Genomic DNA, 22,499 nt, shown 5'->3' on the forward strand with positions numbered 1-22,499 from the left:
ACTAAGAACCATGCACAGATAACTTATTTGAATTTGCTGAGTTTGTCGCCAAACAGTTCACCAAGCGTAGTGCTCATACCTTGATTGCTCAGGGAAACGTTAGGGTTGTTGATTTCTTCACGTGGAGCATTGTTTCTAGCAGGTCTTTCTGCTTTAGGTGCTTGAGCTGGAGCTTCTTCTGTTTCTTTGATGCTCAAGCTTACACGTTGTTCAGCAGGGTTCATGTCCAAGATTTTCACTTGAACTTCTTGACCTTCTTTCAACACTTCATGTGGAGTGCCGATGTGTTTGTGGGAGATTTGTGAGATGTGCACAAGTCCCTCAACGCCAGGAGCGATTTCAACGAATGCACCGAAGTCAACCAAACGTTTTACAACACCTGTTACGATATCGCTAGCATTAAATTTGTCGCCAGCTGTTTCCCAAGGACCTGGTTGAACAGCTTTCATGCTCAGGCTGATTTTACCTTTTTCAGGATCAACTTTGAGCACTTTCACGTTAACTTTGTCACCTTCGGACAGAATGTCAGATGGTTTTTCAACGTGAGTCCAAGCAAGCTCGGATACGTGAACCAAGCCATCAACTCCGCCTACATCAACAAATGCACCGAATTGTGTCAAGCGTTGAACTGTACCTTCGATAACTTGACCTTCTTGCAAACCAGCCATAACTTCAGCTTTGTTTGCTTCGAATTCTTGCTCCAATACGTCTTTTTGGGAAAGGATCACTTTATTGTTTTCACGGTCGATCTCTTTCACTTTAACACGCAATGTGCGGCCTTTGTAGTCGCTGAAGTCTTCAACGAAGTGGCGCTCAACCATGGATGCTGGAATGAATCCACGCACGCCCACGTCTGCAACCAAACCGCCTTTAACTACATCAGCTACAACAACTTCGAATACGTCTTGGTCTTCAAAATGCTTTTGCAATTGATCCCAAGCGTTTTCGCTGTCGATTGCACGCTTAGACAGAACGAGTTTTTCTTTCTCGTCGTCAATCGTGAGGACTTTTGCCTCAACTTCTTGCCCAACTTCAACTGCATCAGACGCGCTGTCTACATGCAAAGAGGACAATTCACGAATTGGAATAACACCGTCATATTTATATCCAATGCTTACATAAGCTTGGTTATCTTCCAATTTGACGATGGTTCCTTTTACGGTATCTCCCTTTTTCAAGGAAACGAATTGATCCAACTCATCTTGGGTTGCTTCTTGATTTTTAATTTCTTCCGACATGTCAAATACCCTCCTCAATTCAAAAACCCCATTATATTCAAACCTGCCTATAGCAGAGTTCAAAACACTTTCAGTACCAGATGCTTCTATAGCTTCCCACAGGTAAAATGGAAACATACACCCAGCAATTCAGGTCATAACCTTATTTACTCGGTACGCCTGTTTTAACCATTTCATTGATTTTGGACATAATCTTCTCAGTTGCTCTCTCGAGCGCATCACCCGAAGGGTCTTCCTTGAACTCGTCCAAATTCACTGGTGCACCATACACCACTTTCATCTTACGAAAAAGCTTGTAGTTGCCGATAATAGCAGTAGGGATTACAGTAGCACCACTTCGAAGAGCAAAGCTCGCTGCACCTTTTTTACCAATTCCACCATCATTGTGGCGACTTCCCGAAGGGAAAATCCCTAACACTTCACCACCACGCAAAATATTGAGTGAGGTTTTGATGGATTCCTTGCTTACGCCTCCCCGCTTAACGGGAAAGGCTCCTACAGCCTTGATAATACGGCCGAATACGGGAATATCAAACAATTCGCTTTTGGCCATGAAACGAACCTGACGACGAATCTTGATTCCCACCGTTGGTGGATCAAAGTTACTGATATGATTGGAACATAAAAGTACGCCGCCTTCTTGCGGGATATTCTCCCGACCAACTGCTTCAAGACGGAAAAGAATGGTGTAGATGATCCGCAGTAAAGTGCTGCAAAATGTGTAAATCATAGACCGATCTCTCCTCTGACCATTGTGCAATAAGATACGATTTTGTCAACCACTTCATGGATGCTCATCTCAGTTGTGTCAAGAACAGTGGCGTCCTCTGCACACCGAAGTGGGGAAATCTCCCTCTCTTCATCCAATTTATCACGGGTGGCAATGTCTCGCTCTAGTTGCTCCAACGTCAGTCCTTCAGAGGGATCCAGTTCTTTGAAGCGGCGAAGTGCACGCTCTTCCACACTGGCAGTCATGAAGATTTTCACTTCCGCATCGGGCAATACTGTCGTTCCGATATCGCGTCCATCCATAACGACGCCCTTGCGCAAAGCCATTTGCCGCTGAGTATCCACTAATTGTGTACGCAGCCCCTCGATTTGCGCATATCGTGACACGATTCCCGTTACTTCACGGGAGCGGATTTCCGAGGTTACATCTTCCCCATTACAGAACACTTTCTGTCCGTCGGGATCCGGTTGTAAATCAATGACCAGCTTCTGGGCTTCCTGAAGCACCTCTGTTACATTCTCCGGCTTTATTTCATTCCGAATCATGTGAAGAGTTACCGCACGGTACATCGCGCCAGTGTCAACGTAAATGTACGCGAGCGCCTCTGCAACTAATCGAGCCACCGTGCTTTTCCCGGCACCGGCAGGACCGTCAATTGCGACGTTCATTTTCCCGTTCTCTGATGTGTTCTGGCTTGCCAACGGGGCATTCCTCCTCAAACGTTAAGCCTCAATAAAAAAACAGGCATTGCCTGCATCGTGAAAATTATACCACACTATAAAGAGGGATGCAAAAACAGGCAAATCAATAATTTTGTTGCCATGTCGAGATTTGGTTCTCAATCGGCGTTCCTTCCATGTGATCGATTATCGTCATTTTATTTCTCAAATACGGAATTTGCAGAAGCAGTTGATATAAGATCAGCAGCAAACAAAGAACCGCAATCAGTTTGAGAAATCGTTTTTCCATACGATGAGACCACACATAATAGAGACGTTCGTATCGAAGAGAGTTCCGGTGGTTATCCATAACGCACTCCTCTGGTTTTTCCATTACGTTACCCACCGCAATCCCTATTTATCCAACATTACAACTACTTATTTGGTGCGATAATCGAGTTGGCGCTCGAAACAAAATTTAATGATCTTCTGCCGCTCAGAATCCGTGATTTGCACAAATTTCAGCATACAGAGCTGTCTACCCGTCTCTAATTCCTTGATCCGCACAACCTCTGCCTCAAAAGCAACATGTTCTATTGCAGAGTTACGGTAAGGAACGAGTAACCAACAATTCAACTTTTGGCCTTCAATCAGCGAGAAGTTAGGTTCCCCGTAGATGGATAACCCACCACCACCAATATCCTCAGTCAGAGCTACTGCTCTCGTCAGATCTTCAGCTTGAATGGCTAATTCAAGATTTGCGTGAACACGTAAGAAGCTTCGGCGCTGAATTTTGGAAATTTCATCTGGTAACGGTTTGCGAATACGGACAAGTCGAACGACATCTTCTTCAAAACCAGTAACATACGTATTAAAATAATGCCGGACGCCATCTTCCGTAATATAATAAATCGATAATTCCTCACCAAAAAAGAGTCTTTTCAGTCTGCTGCTTCCTTGCTGCATTGGAACTTCAATCAGAAAACTGTTATCTTCCACATCAGCAATACGGGATTTGTATTCTTTGATCGCTTCTTTTTCATCTGCTGAGGCTATTTGAATGAATAGGATTTCGTTTATTTTGGGATACAAATTGCTCACCGTCACTTTATGTATTGTCTTCATATGTACAAGGACCATTATACCATGACCTTTCTCATAGTGAATAACAAAATAAAAGAACAGACCGTCTTGCGATCTGTTCTTTCGGTTACGTAAATTAGGTAAGGTTCTTAAGTGAATATCCTACGAAGTCGCATTCACTGGTTTTATTTCCTCAACAGCTTCTTCCATGCCTGTGTCCGCATTAATGTAGATTCGATATCGGGTTCCATTGATCCGTCCACCGAATTCGTAACACAACACTTCCTTACTGAATTCATTCTCAATAAGTGATTTACGGACATAATTCTCTTCAAAATCAGGATTCAATTTCTTCCGGGCTTGCTCAGCTGTAAGACGCGCTTTTGGAATGTTGCGTTTATCTTTATGTTCGTTGACAAAGTCACTTGCTTGAAAACCTGTTACTTCACCTGTATCCAAGCCAGCACGAACAGAAATTTTCTCAGGATAAATCAAGGTATCGCCTTGCTTGCGCACATAGGTCAGGTTCGCCAAGTTCCCATACTCATCGTAATTGACAGCTTTCATATTTTTATAACCTTTGTCGGACAAGAATTGATCCGCTTTAGCCATAACCTCATTACGTGAAACTTTCTTTGTTCCAATCTGACGAGTGTCGCTATACGAGATCAGCATTCCACCATTACGTGTGAAATCCATCATGAGTTTACTGTCATTCGCCTGTCCGACAGACGCAGTAAATGATTCCCATTCAGTACCCTTACCGTTCTCTTGTACTTGGATATTACCAACCGATTGATTGGAGAACTTAGCAGCTTTATGCTGAATCTGTTCTTTGGTCATCGGAATACCGTCTAGCTTCTTCACTGTTCGCTTGGTGTACATACTAGAAACCGACGGCCCCCAGTCCAATTCAGGGTACTGTTGTACCTTTTCGTTGACAGACCGGAATCCATCTACAATCGTATTGTCATTGACTTTACCTTGGGCTGCCATAGCCGTTTCTGCATCCATCCACCGCAGACGATCCGATAGAACTTTTTGCTGCACTTCTTTTAAGTTCTTCGTAATTTCAGATGAATTTTGGTACAGCTGCTTCAGGTTGCCCAGTTCTTTTTCACTCAGAGGTTCATTCGTTAGATCTCGCATCGATGCCTTATAGGCAAAGTTAGAGATTCGCGACAGAAAATCATCAGTTTCATGGAAAGGTAGCATGGTCAGAGGCAACTGACTAATCTCATTTTGAGCCTCACTGGTAAGTCGCCACACGTTCATCAGACCTTTACGATGCATGCCGAGTGAGCTTGTGTGAACAGCAAGGGTGTTACCAATCTCGGAATGCAACTTATCCATATGAAAAGATAGATCGTGAAAAGCTCGTTGATATTGATTCTCCGCTTTAATTAGAATCGCGTTTTTCTCCTGGTTCTCTTGGTAACCCCAAACGAGAGCACCGATCAACAGGACTGCGACGATCGGAAACATGACTGAACTTAAACGTTTATACATCGGAAGTCTCCTTTCTTCTGAACCGCTATCTATATTGTGGATCGAAGAAAGACCTCTTATGCATCGAATTTCCAGTTCAGTCACTTGCCCTAGTAAACACACTCACCTAATTTAATTGAACCCATGAGGCTCTTCCTTCTTCTTCAATCTCAAATTGATCCCGATTATCGCAGAGACATTGCTTAAATCCCGTTTCAATCCGCCCTCTTTCTTTCTTTCCTCTCAGCGTAAAACGCTCCCCACACTGCTTGCATCTAATTTTAATTTTAATCCGCATAATAAGCTTAATCCCCGTTTCTGTTAGATTTCCCCGGAGATCTTCTATTTTCATACAAAAAAAACACACCGGGGCATTGTGCGCAGCATGCGCTTCATGTCCACCAGTGTGTCCGTATTTCTATAATTTAACCTCTTCCTCTCGCTTCACAAAACGAAATGGAGAACGATTATTGGCTCGTGTAATTTTCCCGATTGCACCATACCACAATCCCGCCATGAGCGGTGCGATAAACCATAGCCAGTGATTAACCATCGTGTTCATAATCACATCGTAGAGTGCATGCCAGAAAAACGGCAAGATCAAGGATAACATGAGATACCAACGCTTTTTCTTACCATCGGTAAACTTAGCCCGCCCCATATAGTATCCCATAATCACTGCAAACATCGCATGACCTGAAACAGGGAGCAGTGCACGGAGAAACATCGCTGAGACTGAGGCATTCCCCGCAAAGGCATACAACACATTCTCAACAGTTGCAAATCCGAGCGATACCGCTACTGAATACAATATCCCATCATAGGGTTCATCAAATTCGGTGTGATTATAAATGATGTGATAAATCACAAACCATTTGATAAATTCTTCAACACCACCAGAGATTACAATGGCTTCAAGATAAGGATTGTCTCCGAGCCAAATCGTCATGCCACGTTGAATGATCATGATAGGTAACACCATTAAGACCCCCATCACGAACACTCTCAGCACCATGTGAAGTGGCTCAGAATCATAACGGTCTTTCAGATAAAAGTATGTTAACAAGGCGAGACCCGGAGCTACTGCTGCCGCTAATACCGAGAACAAAAGCACCGAAAATTCCCTCCTCTGACTAAGACGCGATTACAATGATGAACTTAATCTTGACGTTTGAAATGCGTACAGATAACCTCTATGGCTTGTTCAGGAATGATTACTTTCCCGTACTCTTCCATCACTGCCGGTGTAACGGATGATCCCTCACCAAATTCAGCGAGCAATGCGATCAATGCTGCATGTTTGGTGGAATCAACATCATCGGGCTCCAAGTGCAGGAACCATTTGTTTTTATATGAATACAGTGTTCCGGCATTAGTGACATGTTGACGCAGCATATGCGCTGCTTCAATGAGCACCTCGAAATCTTTGAAGGCGTAAACGATGGTATCGCTTTGTTCGAGCGTAACTTCCATCTCATATACTTCCTCAGGAAGATCATCCTCATTGCCTGAGCCATATTGTTGCGGATCATATTTCCCACGGGTAACAATGACAACCATACCTTGAGCGGGAAGTGCGAATACTTCGACAGCAAGTGGACCTGTGGCATCAAACCCAAGTTCGGAATAAGCCTGATCCATCATTTCAGTGAACAGTTCATGAACTTTAGGTATTTCCTGCCACATATCTTCTTTTTGTATTCCGCGCTCGCTCAGATCGTCAAAGGTCAGGAAAATCCGTATCTTATCGTGACTTAATCGTTCTATTTTCATACAGGATCTCCCCTTTATAAGCAAGTCTTATAACAGATTATGAAGCACAAAACAATATGTGCTGAAAATAAATCTATGTAGTTATGTTATCATTTTATACCTGTAAATGCACGAAGTAAAATCGACAAAAAAAAGAATCAATCCACAGCAAATAAAGACTGTGGTTGATTCTAAACAGAAGTTTTGGTTTATAAACCCGGTACAGTTGTGTGTGTTTGGCTCAAAATTTGTTCAACTTCGTTTTTCACTTCTGGGTTAGAACGAATAAAATCCTTGAGCATTTTCATATTTTCTTCTTTTTCTTGCGGCGTGATCGGTCTTGCTTCTTTCTTTAATGGGCTCTTATGGTTGTCACTATGTGCATTCGGTTTAACATCAAATCCGTCCATGCCTGGAAATGTCATTTCCATCATTTTATGCTTAGCCTGGTCCATCATGTTACGTGACGAACCAGAAGACAGCATGGGTACTTTGCCTTTGGCAATCCATGAGCTAGCAGCAACGCCAACGACGATACCCCAGAAAAAGGATGAAGCCTTCATTACACCAACCTCCTCTAAATGTTAAAATCATAACTATTGTTTGCTGGATGACAGCATCTCATTCCGCATAAATACAGGAAAGTGAGTTGTTACTGATGTTCAGACTTACCGCGACATGTTTAATCGCCACTTGTTTGCTTCTGACAGCTTGTGGAAACGAAACAGAAACGGTTCCTCAAAACCCTAATAATACGTCTAGCCCAACCGTTGATACGACCGTCAACTCCAATGAAACCGAAGATACAGATCAAGTTAACAATCCGGATAAGTCTACACCTTCGGAGCCTTCTTCTTCGCAAACTGCACATGAAGAAACTTCCGATACCATACAGAATGCTGAATCAGAATCGATACAAGAAGAAATTCCAAAAATGTATCATATGAATAAAAATTATTTCATTAAGCCCAATGACGATTCCGTTGAGAAAAAGGTGGTCTTGTTGACATTTGACGACGGTCCCAAAGAAGAAGGCATGATTAACCAATTAATCGACACGTTGGATAAACACGATGCAAAAGCAATTTTCTTCGTTAATGGTTATCGAGTCCAAAACAATCCAGACTTACTCAAGCTCATCCATGAACGAGGTCAAATCATAGGTAATCACGCATGGGATCATGAAGATCTCAAAAAAATGTCCGATGCCGATGCTGCGAGACAGGTGGAATCTGTACAAGACATCGTTAAAGAAACGATTGGCATAACGCCTCAATTTTTCCGTCCACCCTTCGGTTCTGGAAGTGACGCACTTAAAGCGGTGGTCGATAAAAATGATATGCTTTACATGACTTGGTCTAACGGATCACTTGATTGGGATAAAAGTACGAAGGATCGACCGGATAAAGTAATTCAAAATGTATTAGATCAACTGAACCCTGGGAGCAACATATTAATGCATGAGCTGCCATGGACAGTTGAAGCTTTAGATGGGCTACTCATTAAACTCAAAGAGAAAGGTTACTCCTTTGTAGATCCTCGCTCCATCGAACTGAAAGTGCGTTAAATAACAAAAAAACAGCCTAACTACAGGCTGTTTTTTTGCTTTTTCTTCATTTCAGACTATGCCTACTACCCCGGCCAAGGTAAGAACGTATGCAGAGGCGGTGCTCCTTTTACTCCCCACCACACTAAACTAGCCGTGAGAAGAACGAAAAGAAAGATAAGCGAATTAACAAAACGTTTGCTTAATCGCAAACGGCGAGAAGGATGAAGCTCCGTACGTGTAGGAAGTGAACCTGCTTCCGATACGCTTTGTTCTTCATTCTGTTTCTGAGATGTTTTGGAGCGTGTTGGGGCACGGCTTGGAAGTACCGGACTCTCCAGCGATGCTGATAGGGGTTTGCGTTTGGATCTAGGCAAGGAGATAGCGGTAATCGGCGCTGCTCCCCCTTGGTCAACGGCTACGGCCGTTTCAGCAAACATGCTCACTTCTGGCGTCAAAATAGGCTCGGATTTCTCTTTTTGTTCCAAGTTCCGATGACGCTGACTTCCGTATGTTTTCATTCTACTCAATTGCTGGTTCATGATCCCCTCCGAAAACGTATCGCTAATCCGGACACCAAATCAATTATAAAGTGACATAGTATCGGCGCCCACAATGTGCCGGATTGCAAGTATATCCAACCCAATCCATAGCTTGAGACAAACACCCACCCTGTTGGAATCCAATGCCTTAAGTAACGTATGTGGATCACTGCAAATAAAATACTTGTCCAATAAGGGCCAATTGCATGTTGTATCGCTCCACGAAATAACAATTCTTCGCAAATCGCGACAACGGCTGCAATACATACAATGTGCCAAATAGGTCGATTTTTGAACAACATCTCATTAATGCCGCCATCATCCATACTTTCCTGAGGAATGACATAAGACAAAATCAGATCCATAACAAGCATAGTCCCTGCAAGACCAAGTCCCCACCAAATAAAGTGAAGATTGTCAGGCAATGCAAGCACATCAAGCAAATTCCTCTTCTGTAATAAAATCCACACAACGCCAATAATTAAAGTCAAACCTTGTGTAAAGTATAAATTGATCAGAAGTAAGCGCTCGGTAAGCTGTTGGGGTTCAGCCTTCTGAATCTTAAACTTGGGAAACTTCCATTTTTTCATTGACTGTGTCTATCCTCTTGACTTAAATTTGATGGATGAAAAAACCGATCCAATAGGATCGTTACTAAATGATAGCCAAAAAATCAAATTGGTTCAAGACCTGCCCCAAGTCCCGGTTTAAGAAGCCTATAAACTCATTTAAGCTCAAAAGCGAATTTTGAAAACCTATTTCACAAAACAATTAGTAAATAAGCTAAATATATGCCGTAGATAACCACATTCATAAAAAATCATTCGTGTTTTCCATGATAGGCAAACTGTATCTACACTTTCAAACTAAAACATTTATGCCTATTGACACGGTCATGTTAGCCATGATACATTATGAAAAAATTAGTCACGTTAAACACGATGATGGAAAAAAGATGTTGCTGTGTCTTTCAGAGAGCCGATGGTTGGTGAGAATCGGTGGCTGGCAAATGATCTTGAGCGTTCCTGAGTTATTGCATTGAACATTGGAGTAGGTGCAATCGGTTTAGACCCGTTATCCTCTTCGGTCTTCATTGACCGCTAAGACTGTCGTTGCGAAACGGCGGTGAATTAGGGTGGTACCACGACAACTCTCGTCCCTTATTGCGCAAGCAGTATGTGGATTGAGAGTTTTTTTGATTATTTTAGGAATATAGACGTGGAATTCACCCTATTGTTACACCTTCCCCCTCTGTTACGACACCGCGTTGTTGGAGGGAAGGATTAAACTGGTTTTAAGGAAATCCTCTTCGATGGGGAGTAGCCTTAACGATATAGATACACATACCTAAGGAGGAAGAAACCATGTACAAAGTGTTAGTGTCGGATCCGATTAGTGATCTGGGAATTCAGCAATTGGTGGATGCAAATGATGTGGTTGTTGAAAAGAAAACCGGTCTTAGTGAAGATGAACTTGTTGCCATTATTGGCGAATATGATGCCCTACTCGTTCGAAGCCAGACACGTGTTACCGATCGTATTATGACTGCGGGTACCAACCTTAAAGTGATTGGCCGCGCAGGCGTCGGTGTAGACAACATTGATCTGGAAGCTGCTACACAACGCGGTATTATTGTAATTAACGCACCTGACGGTAACACGATCACCACATGTGAGCATACATTTGCAATGATGATGGCGCTCGCGCGTCATATTCCTCAAGCTTATGCCAAAACCATTCAAGGTACATGGGATCGCAAAACTTTCTTAGGTGTGGAATTACGGAATAAAACATTGGGTGTCCTTGGTATGGGACGAATCGGTAGCGAGGTAGCCAAGCGTGCCAAAGCATTTGGTATGGATATTCTTGCTTATGACCCATTCCTTACACAAGAGCGTGCAGAGAAGCTTCAAGTGAAGTTAGCTAGCGTTGATGATATCATTCGCAATGCAGACTTTATGACTGTACACACACCTTTAACACCTGAGACTCGTCATATGATCTCGCGTCCTCAATTCGAAGTCATGAAAAAAGGTATGCGCATTGTGAACTGTGCCCGTGGTGGTGTTGTTGACGAAATGGCTCTCGTGGAAGCTATTGATGAAGGTATCGTTGCCGGTGCTGCCTTTGACGTATTCGAGAGCGAGCCGCCAGCAGCGGATCATCCATTCCTAAATCATCCGAGCATTATCGTGACACCACATTTGGGTGCATCTACTGTTGAAGCACAAGAGAATGTAGCGATTGATGTTTCGGAACAAGTGCTTCACATTTTGCGTAACGAACCGTTCAAAAATGCAGTGAACATGCCTGCGGTAGCTCCTACGGTTATGAACAAATTGCAGCCTTACTTTAAACTTGGCGAGACACTGGGTAGTTTTGCAGCTCAAATCACTCAAAATGCGGTTCAAGAGATCCGAATTGATTATGCGGGTGATCTGTCAGAGGTCGATACTCAACCACTAACTCGCTACATTGTCAAAGGCATCCTTGCTAGACATCTGGGTGGAGAAGCTAATATCGTTAACTCCATGCATTTGGCCAAAACAAGAGATCTGAACGTTGTAGTTAGCCAAACATCTACGACAAAAGGATTCACGAACTTGATCACCGTTACTCTAGTGACAACACAGGAAGCTGAAGAACGCCGCGTAGCAGGTACTCTTCTTGCAGGTTACGGTGAGCGAATTGTACGTCTGGATAAATTCCCAGTGGATATCGCTCCAGAGAGCCACCAAATCCTCATTTCTCACAATGATAAACCGGGAATTATCGGCCGTGTGGGAACCTTGCTTGGTCAAAATGACGTAAACATCGCATCCATGCAGGTAGGACGTAAAATTATCGGTGGAGCAGCAATCATGATTCTTACAGTCGATAAAGAAGTTCCAAAAGATGTCCTTGTTCAACTCACGGCTCTTCCAGAATTAAATACCGCGGTTGAGATCGTTCTGTAAATACGGGATGATATTGATCGGATTATTAAGAGACGAACCTTCGCAGGTTCGCCTCTTTTTTTTGCATCTGAAATTGCTAGCGACTAAATTGCTTCTTAATAACTAACTTAATCGAATAATATTCAGCGTAGCACCTGGCGGTGAAAGAACTGCTGTTGCGGCAATACCGAATAATTGGAGCTGAATCGTTGATCCTGCTGTCACTGTAACTATAAAGTCTGTACCTAACTGGCTTAGAGAAAGCAAAGGTGATATAACACTTGCAGGAATAGCAGTTCCGTTGAGTACTATACGTGTTTGAACAGCAAGGGCAGCTGTGAGGTTGACTTTGTAACTGATATAGTAACGACCTGCAGTGGCTAGTGTGAATGTCTCACTCCCACCGCTGACAGTTATTCCTGTTCCTATATTTTGGTTCGTAGGAAGGGGTACCGCTGTTCCCCCTAAGAGAACAAGAATCGTTCCATTGGAATTTTCTGCAAACGCTGATGTTTCAGTGACGGAGGTACCCGTAACACCTGTGATTCCTGTTGCGCCGGTGGCTCCGGTAATACCTGTTGCTCCCGTAACACCAGTCGCTCCTGTTGTACCTGTTACTCCTACGCCTGTGGCTCCCGTTACTCCAGTCACTCCAGTTGCACCTGTTACTCCTACGCCTGTTGCCCCGGTAACACCAGTCGCTCCGGTTGTACCTGTTACTCCTACGCCTGTTCCCCCGGTAACACCAGTCGCTCCGGTCGCACCTGTTACTCCTACGCCTGTAGCCCCGGTAACACCAGTCGCTCCTGTTGTACCTGTTACTCCTACGCCTGTGGCTCCCGTTACTCCAGTCACTCCAGTTGCACCTGTTACTCCTACGCCTGTTGCCCCGGTAACACCAGTCGCTCCGGTTGTACCTGTTACTCCTACGCCTGTTGCCCCGGTAACACCAGTCGCTCCGGTCGCACCTGTTACTCCTACGCCTGTAGCCCCGGTAACACCAGTCGCTCCAGTTGCACCTGTTACTCCTACACCTGTGGCTCCCGTAACACCAGTCGCTCCAGTTGCACCTGTGACTCCTACGCCCGTGGCTCCAGTGATACCAGTCGCTCCGGTTTCTCCTGTTACTCCTACGCCTGTTGCCCCAGTGATACCAGTCACTCCAGTTGCACCTGTTACTCCTACGCCTGTGGCTCCCGTAACACCAGTCGCTCCGGTTTCTCCTGTTACTCCTACGCCTGTGGCTCCCGTAACACCAGTCGCTCCGGTTTCTCCTGTTACTCCTACGCCTGTGGCTCCCGTAACACCAGTCGCTCCGGTTTCTCCTGTTACTCCTACACCTGTGGCTCCCGTAACACCAGTCGCTCCGGTTTCTCCTGTTACTCCTACACCTGTGGCTCCCGTAACACCAGTCGCTCCGGTTTCTCCTGTTACTCCTACGCCTGTAGCCCCGGTGAAACCGGTCACTCCAGTTGCACCTGTTAGCCCAGTGGCTCCTGCACTCGCCAATAGGGTGTAATCTGGCGATGTGCCCGGGGTACCCGTTGGTGAAGCTACGTTTGCAACATACGTACTTCCATTAAACGTGACTACCTGACCGGCTGGATACGTTGGTGCCACCGCTGGGTCAAATGCTACAATGCCGGTTAAGCCCGCACCGGTTGCTCCAGTTGCGCCCGTCACTCCAGTTCCAGTTGCTCCTGTAACTCCAGCTGTACCTGTTACTCCTGTGGCTCCTGCACTTGCCAATAACGTGTAATCTGGAGACGTGCCCGGTGTGCCCGTTGGTGAAGCTACATTTGCTATATACGTACTGCCATTAAACGTGACTACCTGACCCGCTGGATACGTCGGTGCCACCGCTGGATCGAATGGTACACTGCCCGTTAAGCCTGCACCGGTCGCTCCAGTTGCGCCCGTCACTCCAGTTCCAGTTGCTCCTGTAACTCCAGCTGTACCTGTTACTCCTGTGGCTCCTGCACTTGCCAATAACGTGTAATCTGGTGATGTGCCCGGGGTACCCGTTGGTGAAGCTACGTTTGCAACATACGTACTTCCATTAAACGTGACTACCTGACCGGCCGGATACGTCGGTGCCACCGCTGGATCAAATGCTACAATGCCCGTTAAACCTGCACCCGTAGCTCCAGTTGCGCCCGTCACTCCAGCTCCAGTTGCTCCTGTAACTCCAGCTGTACCTGTTACTCCTGTGGCTCCTGCACTCGCCAATAACGTGTAATCTGGCGATGTGCCCGGGGTACCCGTTGGTGAAGCTACGTTTGCAACATACGTACTTCCATTAAACGTGACTACCTGACCGGCTGGATACGTTGGTGCAACGGCTGGGTCAAATGCTACAATGCCGGTTAAACCTGCACCGGTCGCTCCAGTTGCGCCCGTCACTCCAGCTCCCGTTGCTCCTGTAACTCCAGCTGTACCTGTTACTCCTGTGGCTCCTGCACTCGCCAATAACGTGTAATCTGGCGACGTACCCGGGGTGCCCGTTGGTGCTGCCACATTTGCAATATACGTACTACCGTTAAACGTAACTATCTGACCGACCGGATACGTTGGTGCCACGGCTGGATCGAATGGTACAATGCCCGTTAAGCCTGCGCCGGTCGCTCCCGTTAAACCAGTTGCACCTGTCGTACCAACGCCCGTTGCTCCTGTAACTCCAGTGGCTCCTGCACTTGCCAATAACGTGTAATCTGGAGACGTGCCCGGTGTGCCCGTTGGTGAAGCTACGTTTGCAACATACGTACTGCCATTAAACGTGACTACCTGACCAGCCGGATACGTTGGTGCCACCGCTGGGTCAAATGCCACAATACCGGTTAAGCCTGCGCCGGTTGCTCCTGTTAAACCAGTTGCACCCGTAGCTCCAGTTGCTCCTGTAACTCCAGCTGTACCTGTTACTCCTGTGGCTCCTGCACTCGCCAATAACGTGTAATCTGGAGACGTGCCCGGTGTGCCCGTTGGTGAAGCTACGTTTGCAACATACGTACTGCCATTAAACGTGACTACCTGACCAGCCGGATACGTCGGTGCCACCGCTGGATCGAATGGTACAATGCCCGTTAAGCCTGCGCCGGTCGCTCCTGTTAAACCAGTTGCACCTGTCGTACCAACCCCTGTTGCTCCCGTAACCCCAGCTATACCTGTTACCCCGGTAGCTCCTGCACTCGCCAATAACGTGTAATCTGGAGACGTGCCCGGGGTGCCCGTCGGTGAAGCTACATTTGCTATATACGTACTGCCATTAAACGTAACTACCTGACCCGCTGGATACGTTGGTGCTACTGCCGGGTCAAATGGCAGAATCCCACTTAATCCTACACCGGTTGCTCCCGTACCGCCTGTTGCTCCTGTCGTACCAACCCCTGTTGCTCCCGTAACCCCAGCTATACCTGTTACCCCGGTAGCTCCTGCACTCGCCAATAACGTGTAATCTGGCGATGTGCCCGGGGTGCCCGTTGGCGCTGCCACATTCGCAACATACGTACTGCCATTAAACGTAACTACCTGACCCGCTGGATACGTTGGTGCTACTGCCGGGTCAAATGGCAGAATCCCACTTAGTCCTACACCGGTCACTCCCGTACCGCCTGTTGCTCCTGTCGCACCAGAACCTGTGGCACCAGTCGCCCCTGTGCCACCTGTTATTCCTGCACTCGCCAACAACGTGTAATCTGGCGATGTGCCCGGGGTGCCCGTTGGCGAAGCTACGTTCGTAACAAACGTACTTCCATTAAACGTTACAACTTGGCCCGAAGAATACGTCGGTGCCAATGCTGGATCAAATGGTACAATGCCACTTAAACCTACACCTGTAGTTCCTGTCACACCCGTTACACCTGTTGCTCCTGTAGGACCGGCACCTGCTAATAATGTGTAATCTAGCGATGTACCCGGTGTTCCCGCGGGCGAAGCTACATTCGTAATATACGTACTACCGTTATATGTCACAACCTGACCAGCCGGATATGTTGGTGCCTGAGCTGGATCAAAGGCAAGTGCACCACCAAGCCCTATACCCGTTGCTCCGGTTGCACCTGTTGTTCCTGCACCAGCAAGTAAGGTGTAATCTGAAGATGTGCCTGGTGTTCCCAATGGACCGGCTACACTTGATATATAAGTACTTCCATTAAACGTGACCACTTGACCTGCCGCATACGAGGGAGCAGATGCTGGATCAAAGGGAACCGAACCAGACAGCCCAACACCAGTCGCACCTGTAGCTCCTGTTGTGCCAGCCAAAAGCAACAAGCTATAATCTGGAGAACTGCCTGGAATTCCAATTGGACCATTTACATCAACAACATAAACACTCCCATTGAAACTAACAACCTGGCCTTGGGCGTACGATGGGGCAAGAGCCGGATCAAATACGGTAATGTTGTTCAAACCAGTACCCGGAGCGCCTGCCGATCCCTGTGGTCCTTGAATCCCTTGTGGCCCCTGCGGGCCAATCGGACCTACTGGCCCAGCTACTCCCGCAGTACCATTTGTTCCTGGAGGCCCCGCTGGTCCTGGTACGCCTGGAACGCCGGGAACACCTGGTACACCTGGTGCTCCAGGTGGCCCAGCTGGGCCAGTAATTCCTGATGAGCCAAATGTTGTCGTTGCTCTACTAAGTGACACAGATATGGAACGAATTAATCCTACCAGATTATCTTTTTCTGCCGGAGCAATTTCAAGCAGCAAAGTTACACTTAATAAGTCATCTAACAGATTTTGTAGGTTACCTGCCAAATTAATCAAAGCTACCGGAACAACTTCCGAACCTGCAATACTTAACTCTAACACAGCTTGAAGTTCCGCCTTTACTCCAGCACGAAATCCTGAATCGTTAACAAAGGCAAGCAAGTTCTTCAATCCAGTTTGTAATGTACTTATATTGGATGCCGTAGGTTGACTAATAGCTGCTGGAATACTAATGGCAAGGGTTCGCAAGATCGCTTCAAACTGTTCCCTTTCACTTTCGGTTATTGGAATAAATGGAGAACCTGCTCTAAACGATCTACCGTCCAAAAATGCCTTAATATTTACTCTTTTGCGCCGATCGGACATGCGTAATTCAATCCTCCTTTAATCACCTTATTCCTCAAGCATATGAGCTTGTGGAGGAAAAATTATCTTGGACACATCTTTTCACTGAAATTATTGACATCGTTGTTCCACGTTGAACAAGATTAAACGGGTGACTTCAACAAAAAAACACCCTCCATTGGAGGGTGCCTTCGCACTTTTTGTATAAAATCAATCTATTTCGGAGAATCAACAGGAAACTGCATCATAAACTCAGTTCCTTCGCCAAGAATGCTATTCGCCTGTATGGTTCCATGATGAGCATCTACAATGTTTTTTACAATAGCAAGTCCCAGACCCGTGCCTACACTTTCTCCGCGAACACGAGCTTTATCAGCTTTGTAGAACCGTTCAAAGATAAACGGTAGATCCGACGTTGGAATGCCTACACCCTCGTCCTTAATCGAGATTTTGACTGCAGGAATTCGACTATCTGTTACAAGCTTTGCTGATATCATAACGTTTTTATTCGTAGGAGTATGTCGAAAAGCATTGTCCAACAGATTGGTGAAGACCTGCTCAAGGCGATCCTCATCTGCGTGATGCAGCTTAATGGAGGATTGTGCACAGTCCAGGTGGAGCGAAATCCCTTGTTCTTTGGAACGTACCGAGAATTTACGATAAACTCGTTCAAGTACTTCCACCAGATCAACTTCTCTCATCGCCATATCTGTATGACCCGCTTCCATTCTAGCCAGATCCAATAGATCTTTCACCAATCTCCCCATACGAAGAGACTCGTCATGAATAACCTGAATTAATTCTTCGCTCTCTTCCGGAGATGCTGCCATACCATCCAAAAGAGCTTCACTGTAGCCCTGCATCATGGATAAAGGCGTACGTATTTCATGTGATACATTCGCAACAAAATCTCGCCGCATCTTCTCCAGGCGCACTTCCTCCGTTACGTCACGAAGTACAGCAACAGCTCCTCGGATCACACTATCCGCATATAGCGGAGTCATCTGAACAGACCATACTCCCTGTTGAACATGAACGTTGGAACTCTGATCTCCACCTTGGTCCATAACGAGCTTGAACAGAGGAATGAGCGGTTCGGGTACATCCCGAGAAGCACCTGCCCGTTCTGATGTATCATCTATATCCGCTTGTGACCAATCTAGATCGCACCAAACCTGCATAATTTTCTCGCCTGGAGGATTGGTTAGAATCACTTTGCCTTCACCATCAAACGTAACTACTGCATCCGTCATGCTTCGTAGCACACTAGCTAGATGCTCTTTTTCATGATTAAGATTCCGGATATTATCTTCCAGTTGCGCAGCCATATGATTGAAGGTGTTTGCCAATTCGCCAATTTCATCACTCGTCACGAGTGATAAGCGGGTATCATAATTTCCTTTTCGAATGGAGTTAGCTGCTTGAATTAATTGCTGCATCGGCTGAGTGATTTTAGTAAAGAGAAATAACGCAAAGAATGTTGTCAAACTGAAGCCTATAATACAGACATACGTAAATAATCTCTTGATATCCCTCGACTCTGATTCAGCAAAATTGGTATCAATGTAAGGCAGCAAAAAAAGCCCCAGCGCTATGAGTACACAGCCCACAAGGAAAATAATCGTAATCCATAACTTGCCAACGAGCGATCTCCAGAACGCAAAACTATTTCGGTACTTCCAGTTTATAGCCCACACCCCAAACTGTCGTAATCATCGCCGCCGATTCAGGCGAAACCTTGTTTAATTTTTCACGAAGACGCTTAACATGTGTATCTACAGTACGGAGATCACCGAAAAACTCATAATTCCAAACATCCTTGAGAAGCTCTTCTCTAGAAAAAACCTTATCTGGAGAAGTAGCCAAATAATGCAACAGTTCGTATTCTTTTGGTGTAAGACTAATCTCTTCTCCGCCTGCTGTAACGCGGTGAGCATCATGTTCAATAACCAAGTGTGGGAATACAATGTTGTTGCTTGAGTTGCTCTCTTTGGACAAGTACGCTGTTGCAGATGAACGACGTAATATAGCCTTCACTCGGTATATCACTTCACGTGGACTAAATGGCTTGACCACATAATCATCAGCTCCAACCTCAAAACCCTGAACCCGATTAATTTCTTCACCTTTTGCGGTCAGCATCAGGACAGGAGTTGATTTAACTTGACGCAGTCGCGTACACACTTCAACGCCATCCATTCCTGGCAACATAACATCCAGAAGAATCAGTCCATAATCTCCTGCCGTAGCTTTCCGCAATGCGGTCTCTCCGTCCTCTGCCTCATCAATTTCGTAGCCTTCTTTTTCAAGATACATCTTCAAAAGTCTGCGGATTCGTTCTTCATCATCCACAACGAGAATTCGATTCTCATGCTCTGCCATTCCAACTCCAGCCCCTTTGCAATAACTGCTCGTCACTTCTATTATGTTCGATCTGGCGAACAATATTTGAATGCCCGCTTTTAACGTGAGGGCTCACACCTATGTTTCATGGGTTTCTCTCCAGAACGTTATGAAACAACCGCCTTAATCTGCCCCTGCATAAGAGTGTAGCCCTGCGATGATCAGATTGACACCAACCAATGTAAACATCACAACCAAGAAGCCTAACACCGCAAGCCAAGCAGATTTCCGTCCCTGCCATCCTCGGGATAAACGTAAATGTAAGTATACACTATAATAAAGCCACGTTATTAATGCCCATACTTCCTTCGGATCCCAGCCCCAAAACCGACTCCAAGCAATCTGAGCCCATATCATAGCAAAAATCAACGCGCCTAACGTAAAAATCGGAAAGCCAATGGCAATAGCTCGATAACTAATTTCATCTAGATCATCAGCATCAATACCATCTAGTGCAGGTTGTAGGACTTGTCCAAGTGGTCTTCTTACAATTAAACGAATAATGCCATACAAGATCAGACCCACGATGACAGACCAGACCACCGTATTCAGTTTGCGTCCAGCATTTACCCCGTTCATCCAAGATGGTGTCTCAAGAAGCGGTTCTTTCATGCCAAGAAACGGTTTCATGCTCTCTACCTCACTCTGATACGGTGCAAAGATAGGAGGCATGCGATAAATCACTTTCTCTATTGTACTATTTCCCTGTACCTCTGTGTCAATGCTCGCTGTTTCTTTGACGAACACAGCTTCATATCCAGACGCACGAAAAGCAAATACTGTACCGATAAATCCAATGACGACCACAATCGTAATCAGTGTAAATTCGACCCAACCACGCTGACGTCTAGAGGATTTATCCTTGCCACTGAAATCAACGGTGCGCAACAAATACATAAACCCTGCCGCAAAGCCCACTGCAAAGAAGGCTTCACCTAGTGCTGCCAAGGTGACATGAATTTTCAACCAAATAGATTGTAACGCAGGAATGAGTGGCTGCACTTCCTGTGGAAATACGGCCGCATACGCCATAATAATAATGGTAAGCGGTAGCGCGAAAAGTCCAATTAATGTTTTACGATAAATTGCATAGACTACGATGAAAGCCACCATAATCATCATGGATAAAAAGCTCATAAATTCATACATATTGCTTACAGGGATGTGCCCTGCACCAGCCCACCGAGTGAAGAAAAAGATCAAATGAGCTGCAAGCGCTATTGTTGAAGCAACAAAGGCTCTCTTGCCCCATTTTTCAACATGAGCCTGAGGATCACGATTACTCCACTTTTTGCCCATAACCGCCACACCATATAACATAAACGCTGCACTATAGAGAAAAAAAGATACAATAAATGCGTCGCTGCTGAAATCCAATAAACTCATGCTTGGTTCCCCCCGTTATCCAACGACTTCTCATCTACTTCCACATTCATCTGTTTTAGCACAGTTGCGACCTCACGCCTAAAGCCGAACCAATTTTTGTTGGTATGACCTCCAAGCGTAAGTTGACCATCATCAATACGTATCCATATACGGCGGTGATGCCAGTAGAAGCCCATAATCAGACCCAACATGACAATTCCAGCCCCTACCCAGACAAAAGGCATTGCTTTATCAATTCGGATATTGAGATAACTTACCGATTGAATGATGTCCACTTTATCCATACTATCCACTTCTAGCTGAAATGGGATTGGATCACCCGAAAGCTGTTGGTTAATTGAATCTTGTTGAAATCGCTCTTTGTCGATTTGCTTAGCAAAATACAAATATTGAATGCCCCCTTCAGGCAGCTCTGGCCCGGTAATCAAAAACAAAAAAGCCGGTGCATTTGGTGAGGGCGACTTCGAGGTGGGTTTCCCTTGCGCATCCAAAGCAAAGTCCATAAATTTATTTTTGACCTCTAACGTATATGGCCCAACTTGGAAGCTTGGCTGCGTATCCACCATATCGATCTTCAGTTCGCCAATCTTCTCCCCTGTTTGAGCATTAACCAATTCAGGAGTAACTGATCGTATGGTCGGGGTTAAGTCGTAATCAAATTGATATGCCTTCAGCCCGTTGTAGTTTAATGGATGATTTACTCGCACATCATGTCTTGCAACCTCAGACAACTGAGGTTTTTTGGTCAGATCCGAACAGTCAGCAGTACATTCATACAGCACAACTTTGGTTTCAAAGAGCTTAGGAACCATCCGATTCAAATTACGAAATTGTTCCGTCACCTCTTCCTCACTGTAGAACTCCACATTAAACTGTTCATTCTTCAAATACATAGATGTATTCGGAATCTTCTTAATCTCACCTTCGGGAAATGCCACATGCTCGTCCAAGTTCAATCCCGGTAATCCCCGAGCAAGCACAGCTAGTAAAAATATGATGAGTCCAATGTGGATAACATAAGGTCCCCATCGGCTGAATCGCTGCTTCTCAGCAAGCAATGCATCACCTTCGGTATGTACACGATACCCCTTCTTTTTAAGCGGCGTAACCGCTTTCTTAATCCAATCCGCAGAATCACCCTCAATTGTACCCTGGTACACGAGACGTTGTCGGGTAAGAAACTGCATATGCTTTCGGATTTTCTGCTTATTCAGCGCTTTGTAAAGTGGGAGTACTCGGTCAAGGCTGCATATGACTAGCGAAGCACCAATTAACACAAGTAAAAGTATAAACCACCATGATTCGTATGTATGGGATAAGCCCAGTAGATAATAGATATGACCTAATTGCCCATACGTCTCTTTGTAGTACACGGAAGGGTCAATATTAAGAAACGTGCTTTCTTGAGGATAGATTGTCCCGAGTATAGATCCAAGCAGCGTAAGCACAATCACGTATACAGCAATTTTTACGGATGAGAAAAAGTTCCAAACCTTATCAATGATATTAGGATTGCTGCGCTGTGAACGTCGAGCCATTCCATCATAACGCATTTCGAGCACTTCATCTGATTTGGCCTCAGCTTCAAGCAGTGGCTTTCCGCAGGCTTCACACAGCACCGTGCCTACTGGATTTTGGTGTCCACACTCACATTTTGTGTTTTGGAACACGACTGGACCTCCGT

General features: G+C 45.5%; 18 protein-coding genes and 1 other annotated feature. Of the genes, 2 read left to right on the forward strand and 16 right to left on the reverse strand.

The genetic code is table 11. The features are described from left to right. Nucleotides 1-23 precede the first annotated feature (23 nt). From rpsA to V6W81_RS18695, 9 genes are all read right to left on the reverse strand, one after another. A complete protein-coding gene (rpsA, locus tag V6W81_RS18655; RefSeq protein ID WP_145047486.1) occupies nucleotides 24-1,238 on the reverse strand; it encodes a 30S ribosomal protein S1 in 1,215 nt (404 codons plus the stop codon). Nucleotides 1,239-1,380: 142 nt separating this feature from the next. After that, nucleotides 1,381-1,968, reverse strand: coding sequence for a lysophospholipid acyltransferase family protein (locus V6W81_RS18660; protein WP_338540038.1), 588 nt, complete (start codon nucleotides 1,966-1,968; stop codon nucleotides 1,381-1,383). Continuing rightward, complete coding sequence (gene cmk / locus V6W81_RS18665; RefSeq protein ID WP_145047488.1) at nucleotides 1,965-2,669, reverse strand: (d)CMP kinase; 705 nt, start codon at nucleotides 2,667-2,669, stop codon at nucleotides 1,965-1,967. Before cmk ends, V6W81_RS18660 begins: the two co-directional genes overlap by 4 nt. A gap of 103 nt (nucleotides 2,670-2,772) precedes the next feature. After that, the gene (locus V6W81_RS18670) at nucleotides 2,773-3,021 is read right to left on the reverse strand and encodes a hypothetical protein (protein ID WP_145047489.1); all 249 of its coding nucleotides are present in this window, start codon (nucleotides 3,019-3,021) and stop codon (nucleotides 2,773-2,775) included. A 44-nt stretch (nucleotides 3,022-3,065) separates the two neighbouring features. Next, nucleotides 3,066-3,719: a flagellar brake protein gene (locus V6W81_RS18675; protein WP_338544028.1), complete on the reverse strand. Its 654-nt coding sequence runs from the start codon at nucleotides 3,717-3,719 to the stop codon at nucleotides 3,066-3,068. Nucleotides 3,720-3,872: 153 nt separating this feature from the next. Next, nucleotides 3,873-5,219, reverse strand: coding sequence for a germination protein YpeB (gene ypeB / locus V6W81_RS18680; protein ID WP_338540039.1), 1,347 nt, complete (start codon nucleotides 5,217-5,219; stop codon nucleotides 3,873-3,875). Nucleotides 5,220-5,616: 397 nt separating this feature from the next. After that, entirely contained in the window at nucleotides 5,617-6,312 is a 696-nt protein-coding gene (prsW, locus tag V6W81_RS18685) for a glutamic-type intramembrane protease PrsW (protein WP_145047493.1), read from the reverse strand. 44 nt (nucleotides 6,313-6,356) lie between these two features. Beyond that, nucleotides 6,357-6,971: a genetic competence negative regulator gene (locus V6W81_RS18690; protein WP_056696670.1), complete on the reverse strand. Its 615-nt coding sequence runs from the start codon at nucleotides 6,969-6,971 to the stop codon at nucleotides 6,357-6,359. Nucleotides 6,972-7,159: 188 nt separating this feature from the next. Beyond that, entirely contained in the window at nucleotides 7,160-7,513 is a 354-nt protein-coding gene (locus V6W81_RS18695) for a hypothetical protein (RefSeq protein ID WP_338540040.1), read from the reverse strand. Between the two features lie 95 nt (nucleotides 7,514-7,608). Between V6W81_RS18695 and V6W81_RS18700 the strand changes: the two genes are divergently transcribed. Further along, nucleotides 7,609-8,517 carry a polysaccharide deacetylase family protein gene (locus V6W81_RS18700; RefSeq protein WP_338540041.1) on the forward strand — a complete coding sequence of 303 codons (909 nt, stop codon included), beginning with the start codon at nucleotides 7,609-7,611 and terminating at the stop codon, nucleotides 8,515-8,517. Between the two features lie 65 nt (nucleotides 8,518-8,582). On the opposite strand, the gene V6W81_RS18705 is transcribed toward V6W81_RS18700, so the two are convergent. Next, nucleotides 8,583-9,038, reverse strand: a complete 456-nt coding sequence (locus V6W81_RS18705) for a hypothetical protein (protein ID WP_145047497.1) — start codon at nucleotides 9,036-9,038, stop codon at nucleotides 8,583-8,585. Beyond that, entirely contained in the window at nucleotides 9,035-9,628 is a 594-nt protein-coding gene (locus V6W81_RS18710) for a type II CAAX endopeptidase family protein (RefSeq protein ID WP_310136547.1), read from the reverse strand. The genes V6W81_RS18705 and V6W81_RS18710 overlap by 4 nt, the downstream gene beginning before the upstream one ends. A gap of 342 nt (nucleotides 9,629-9,970) precedes the next feature. Then, nucleotides 9,971-10,202 (forward strand) — a binding site (T-box leader). A gap of 200 nt (nucleotides 10,203-10,402) precedes the next feature. Here V6W81_RS18710 and serA point away from each other — a divergent pair. Beyond that, on the forward strand, nucleotides 10,403-11,995 hold the full coding sequence (serA, locus tag V6W81_RS18715; protein WP_056696662.1) for a phosphoglycerate dehydrogenase: 1,593 nt from the start codon (nucleotides 10,403-10,405) through the stop codon (nucleotides 11,993-11,995). Nucleotides 11,996-12,097: 102 nt separating this feature from the next. On the opposite strand, the gene V6W81_RS18720 is transcribed toward serA, so the two are convergent. The 5 genes from V6W81_RS18720 to resB all read right to left on the reverse strand — a co-directional run bounded on the left by V6W81_RS18720 (nucleotide 12,098) and on the right by resB (nucleotide 22,485). Then, nucleotides 12,098-17,047: a BclA C-terminal domain-containing protein gene (locus V6W81_RS18720; protein WP_338540042.1), complete on the reverse strand. Its 4,950-nt coding sequence runs from the start codon at nucleotides 17,045-17,047 to the stop codon at nucleotides 12,098-12,100. Nucleotides 17,048-17,241: 194 nt separating this feature from the next. Then, on the reverse strand, nucleotides 17,242-18,723 hold the full coding sequence (locus V6W81_RS18725) for an ATP-binding protein (protein ID WP_338540043.1): 1,482 nt from the start codon (nucleotides 18,721-18,723) through the stop codon (nucleotides 17,242-17,244). After that, nucleotides 18,692-19,408 (reverse strand): response regulator transcription factor, encoded by a 717-nt coding sequence (locus V6W81_RS18730; RefSeq protein WP_017687664.1) that lies wholly within the window; start codon nucleotides 19,406-19,408, stop codon nucleotides 18,692-18,694. Before V6W81_RS18730 ends, V6W81_RS18725 begins: the two co-directional genes overlap by 32 nt. 144 nt (nucleotides 19,409-19,552) lie before the next feature. Beyond that, the gene (gene ccsA, locus V6W81_RS18735; RefSeq protein WP_145045227.1) at nucleotides 19,553-20,815 is read right to left on the reverse strand and encodes a cytochrome c biogenesis protein CcsA; all 1,263 of its coding nucleotides are present in this window, start codon (nucleotides 20,813-20,815) and stop codon (nucleotides 19,553-19,555) included. After that, on the reverse strand, nucleotides 20,812-22,485 hold the full coding sequence (gene resB / locus V6W81_RS18740; protein ID WP_338540044.1) for a cytochrome c biogenesis protein ResB: 1,674 nt from the start codon (nucleotides 22,483-22,485) through the stop codon (nucleotides 20,812-20,814). The genes ccsA and resB overlap by 4 nt, the downstream gene beginning before the upstream one ends. Between the last annotated feature and the right edge of the window lie 14 nt (nucleotides 22,486-22,499).

This window comes from Paenibacillus tundrae, assembly GCF_036884255.1.
Taxonomy (GTDB): domain Bacteria; phylum Bacillota; class Bacilli; order Paenibacillales; family Paenibacillaceae; genus Paenibacillus.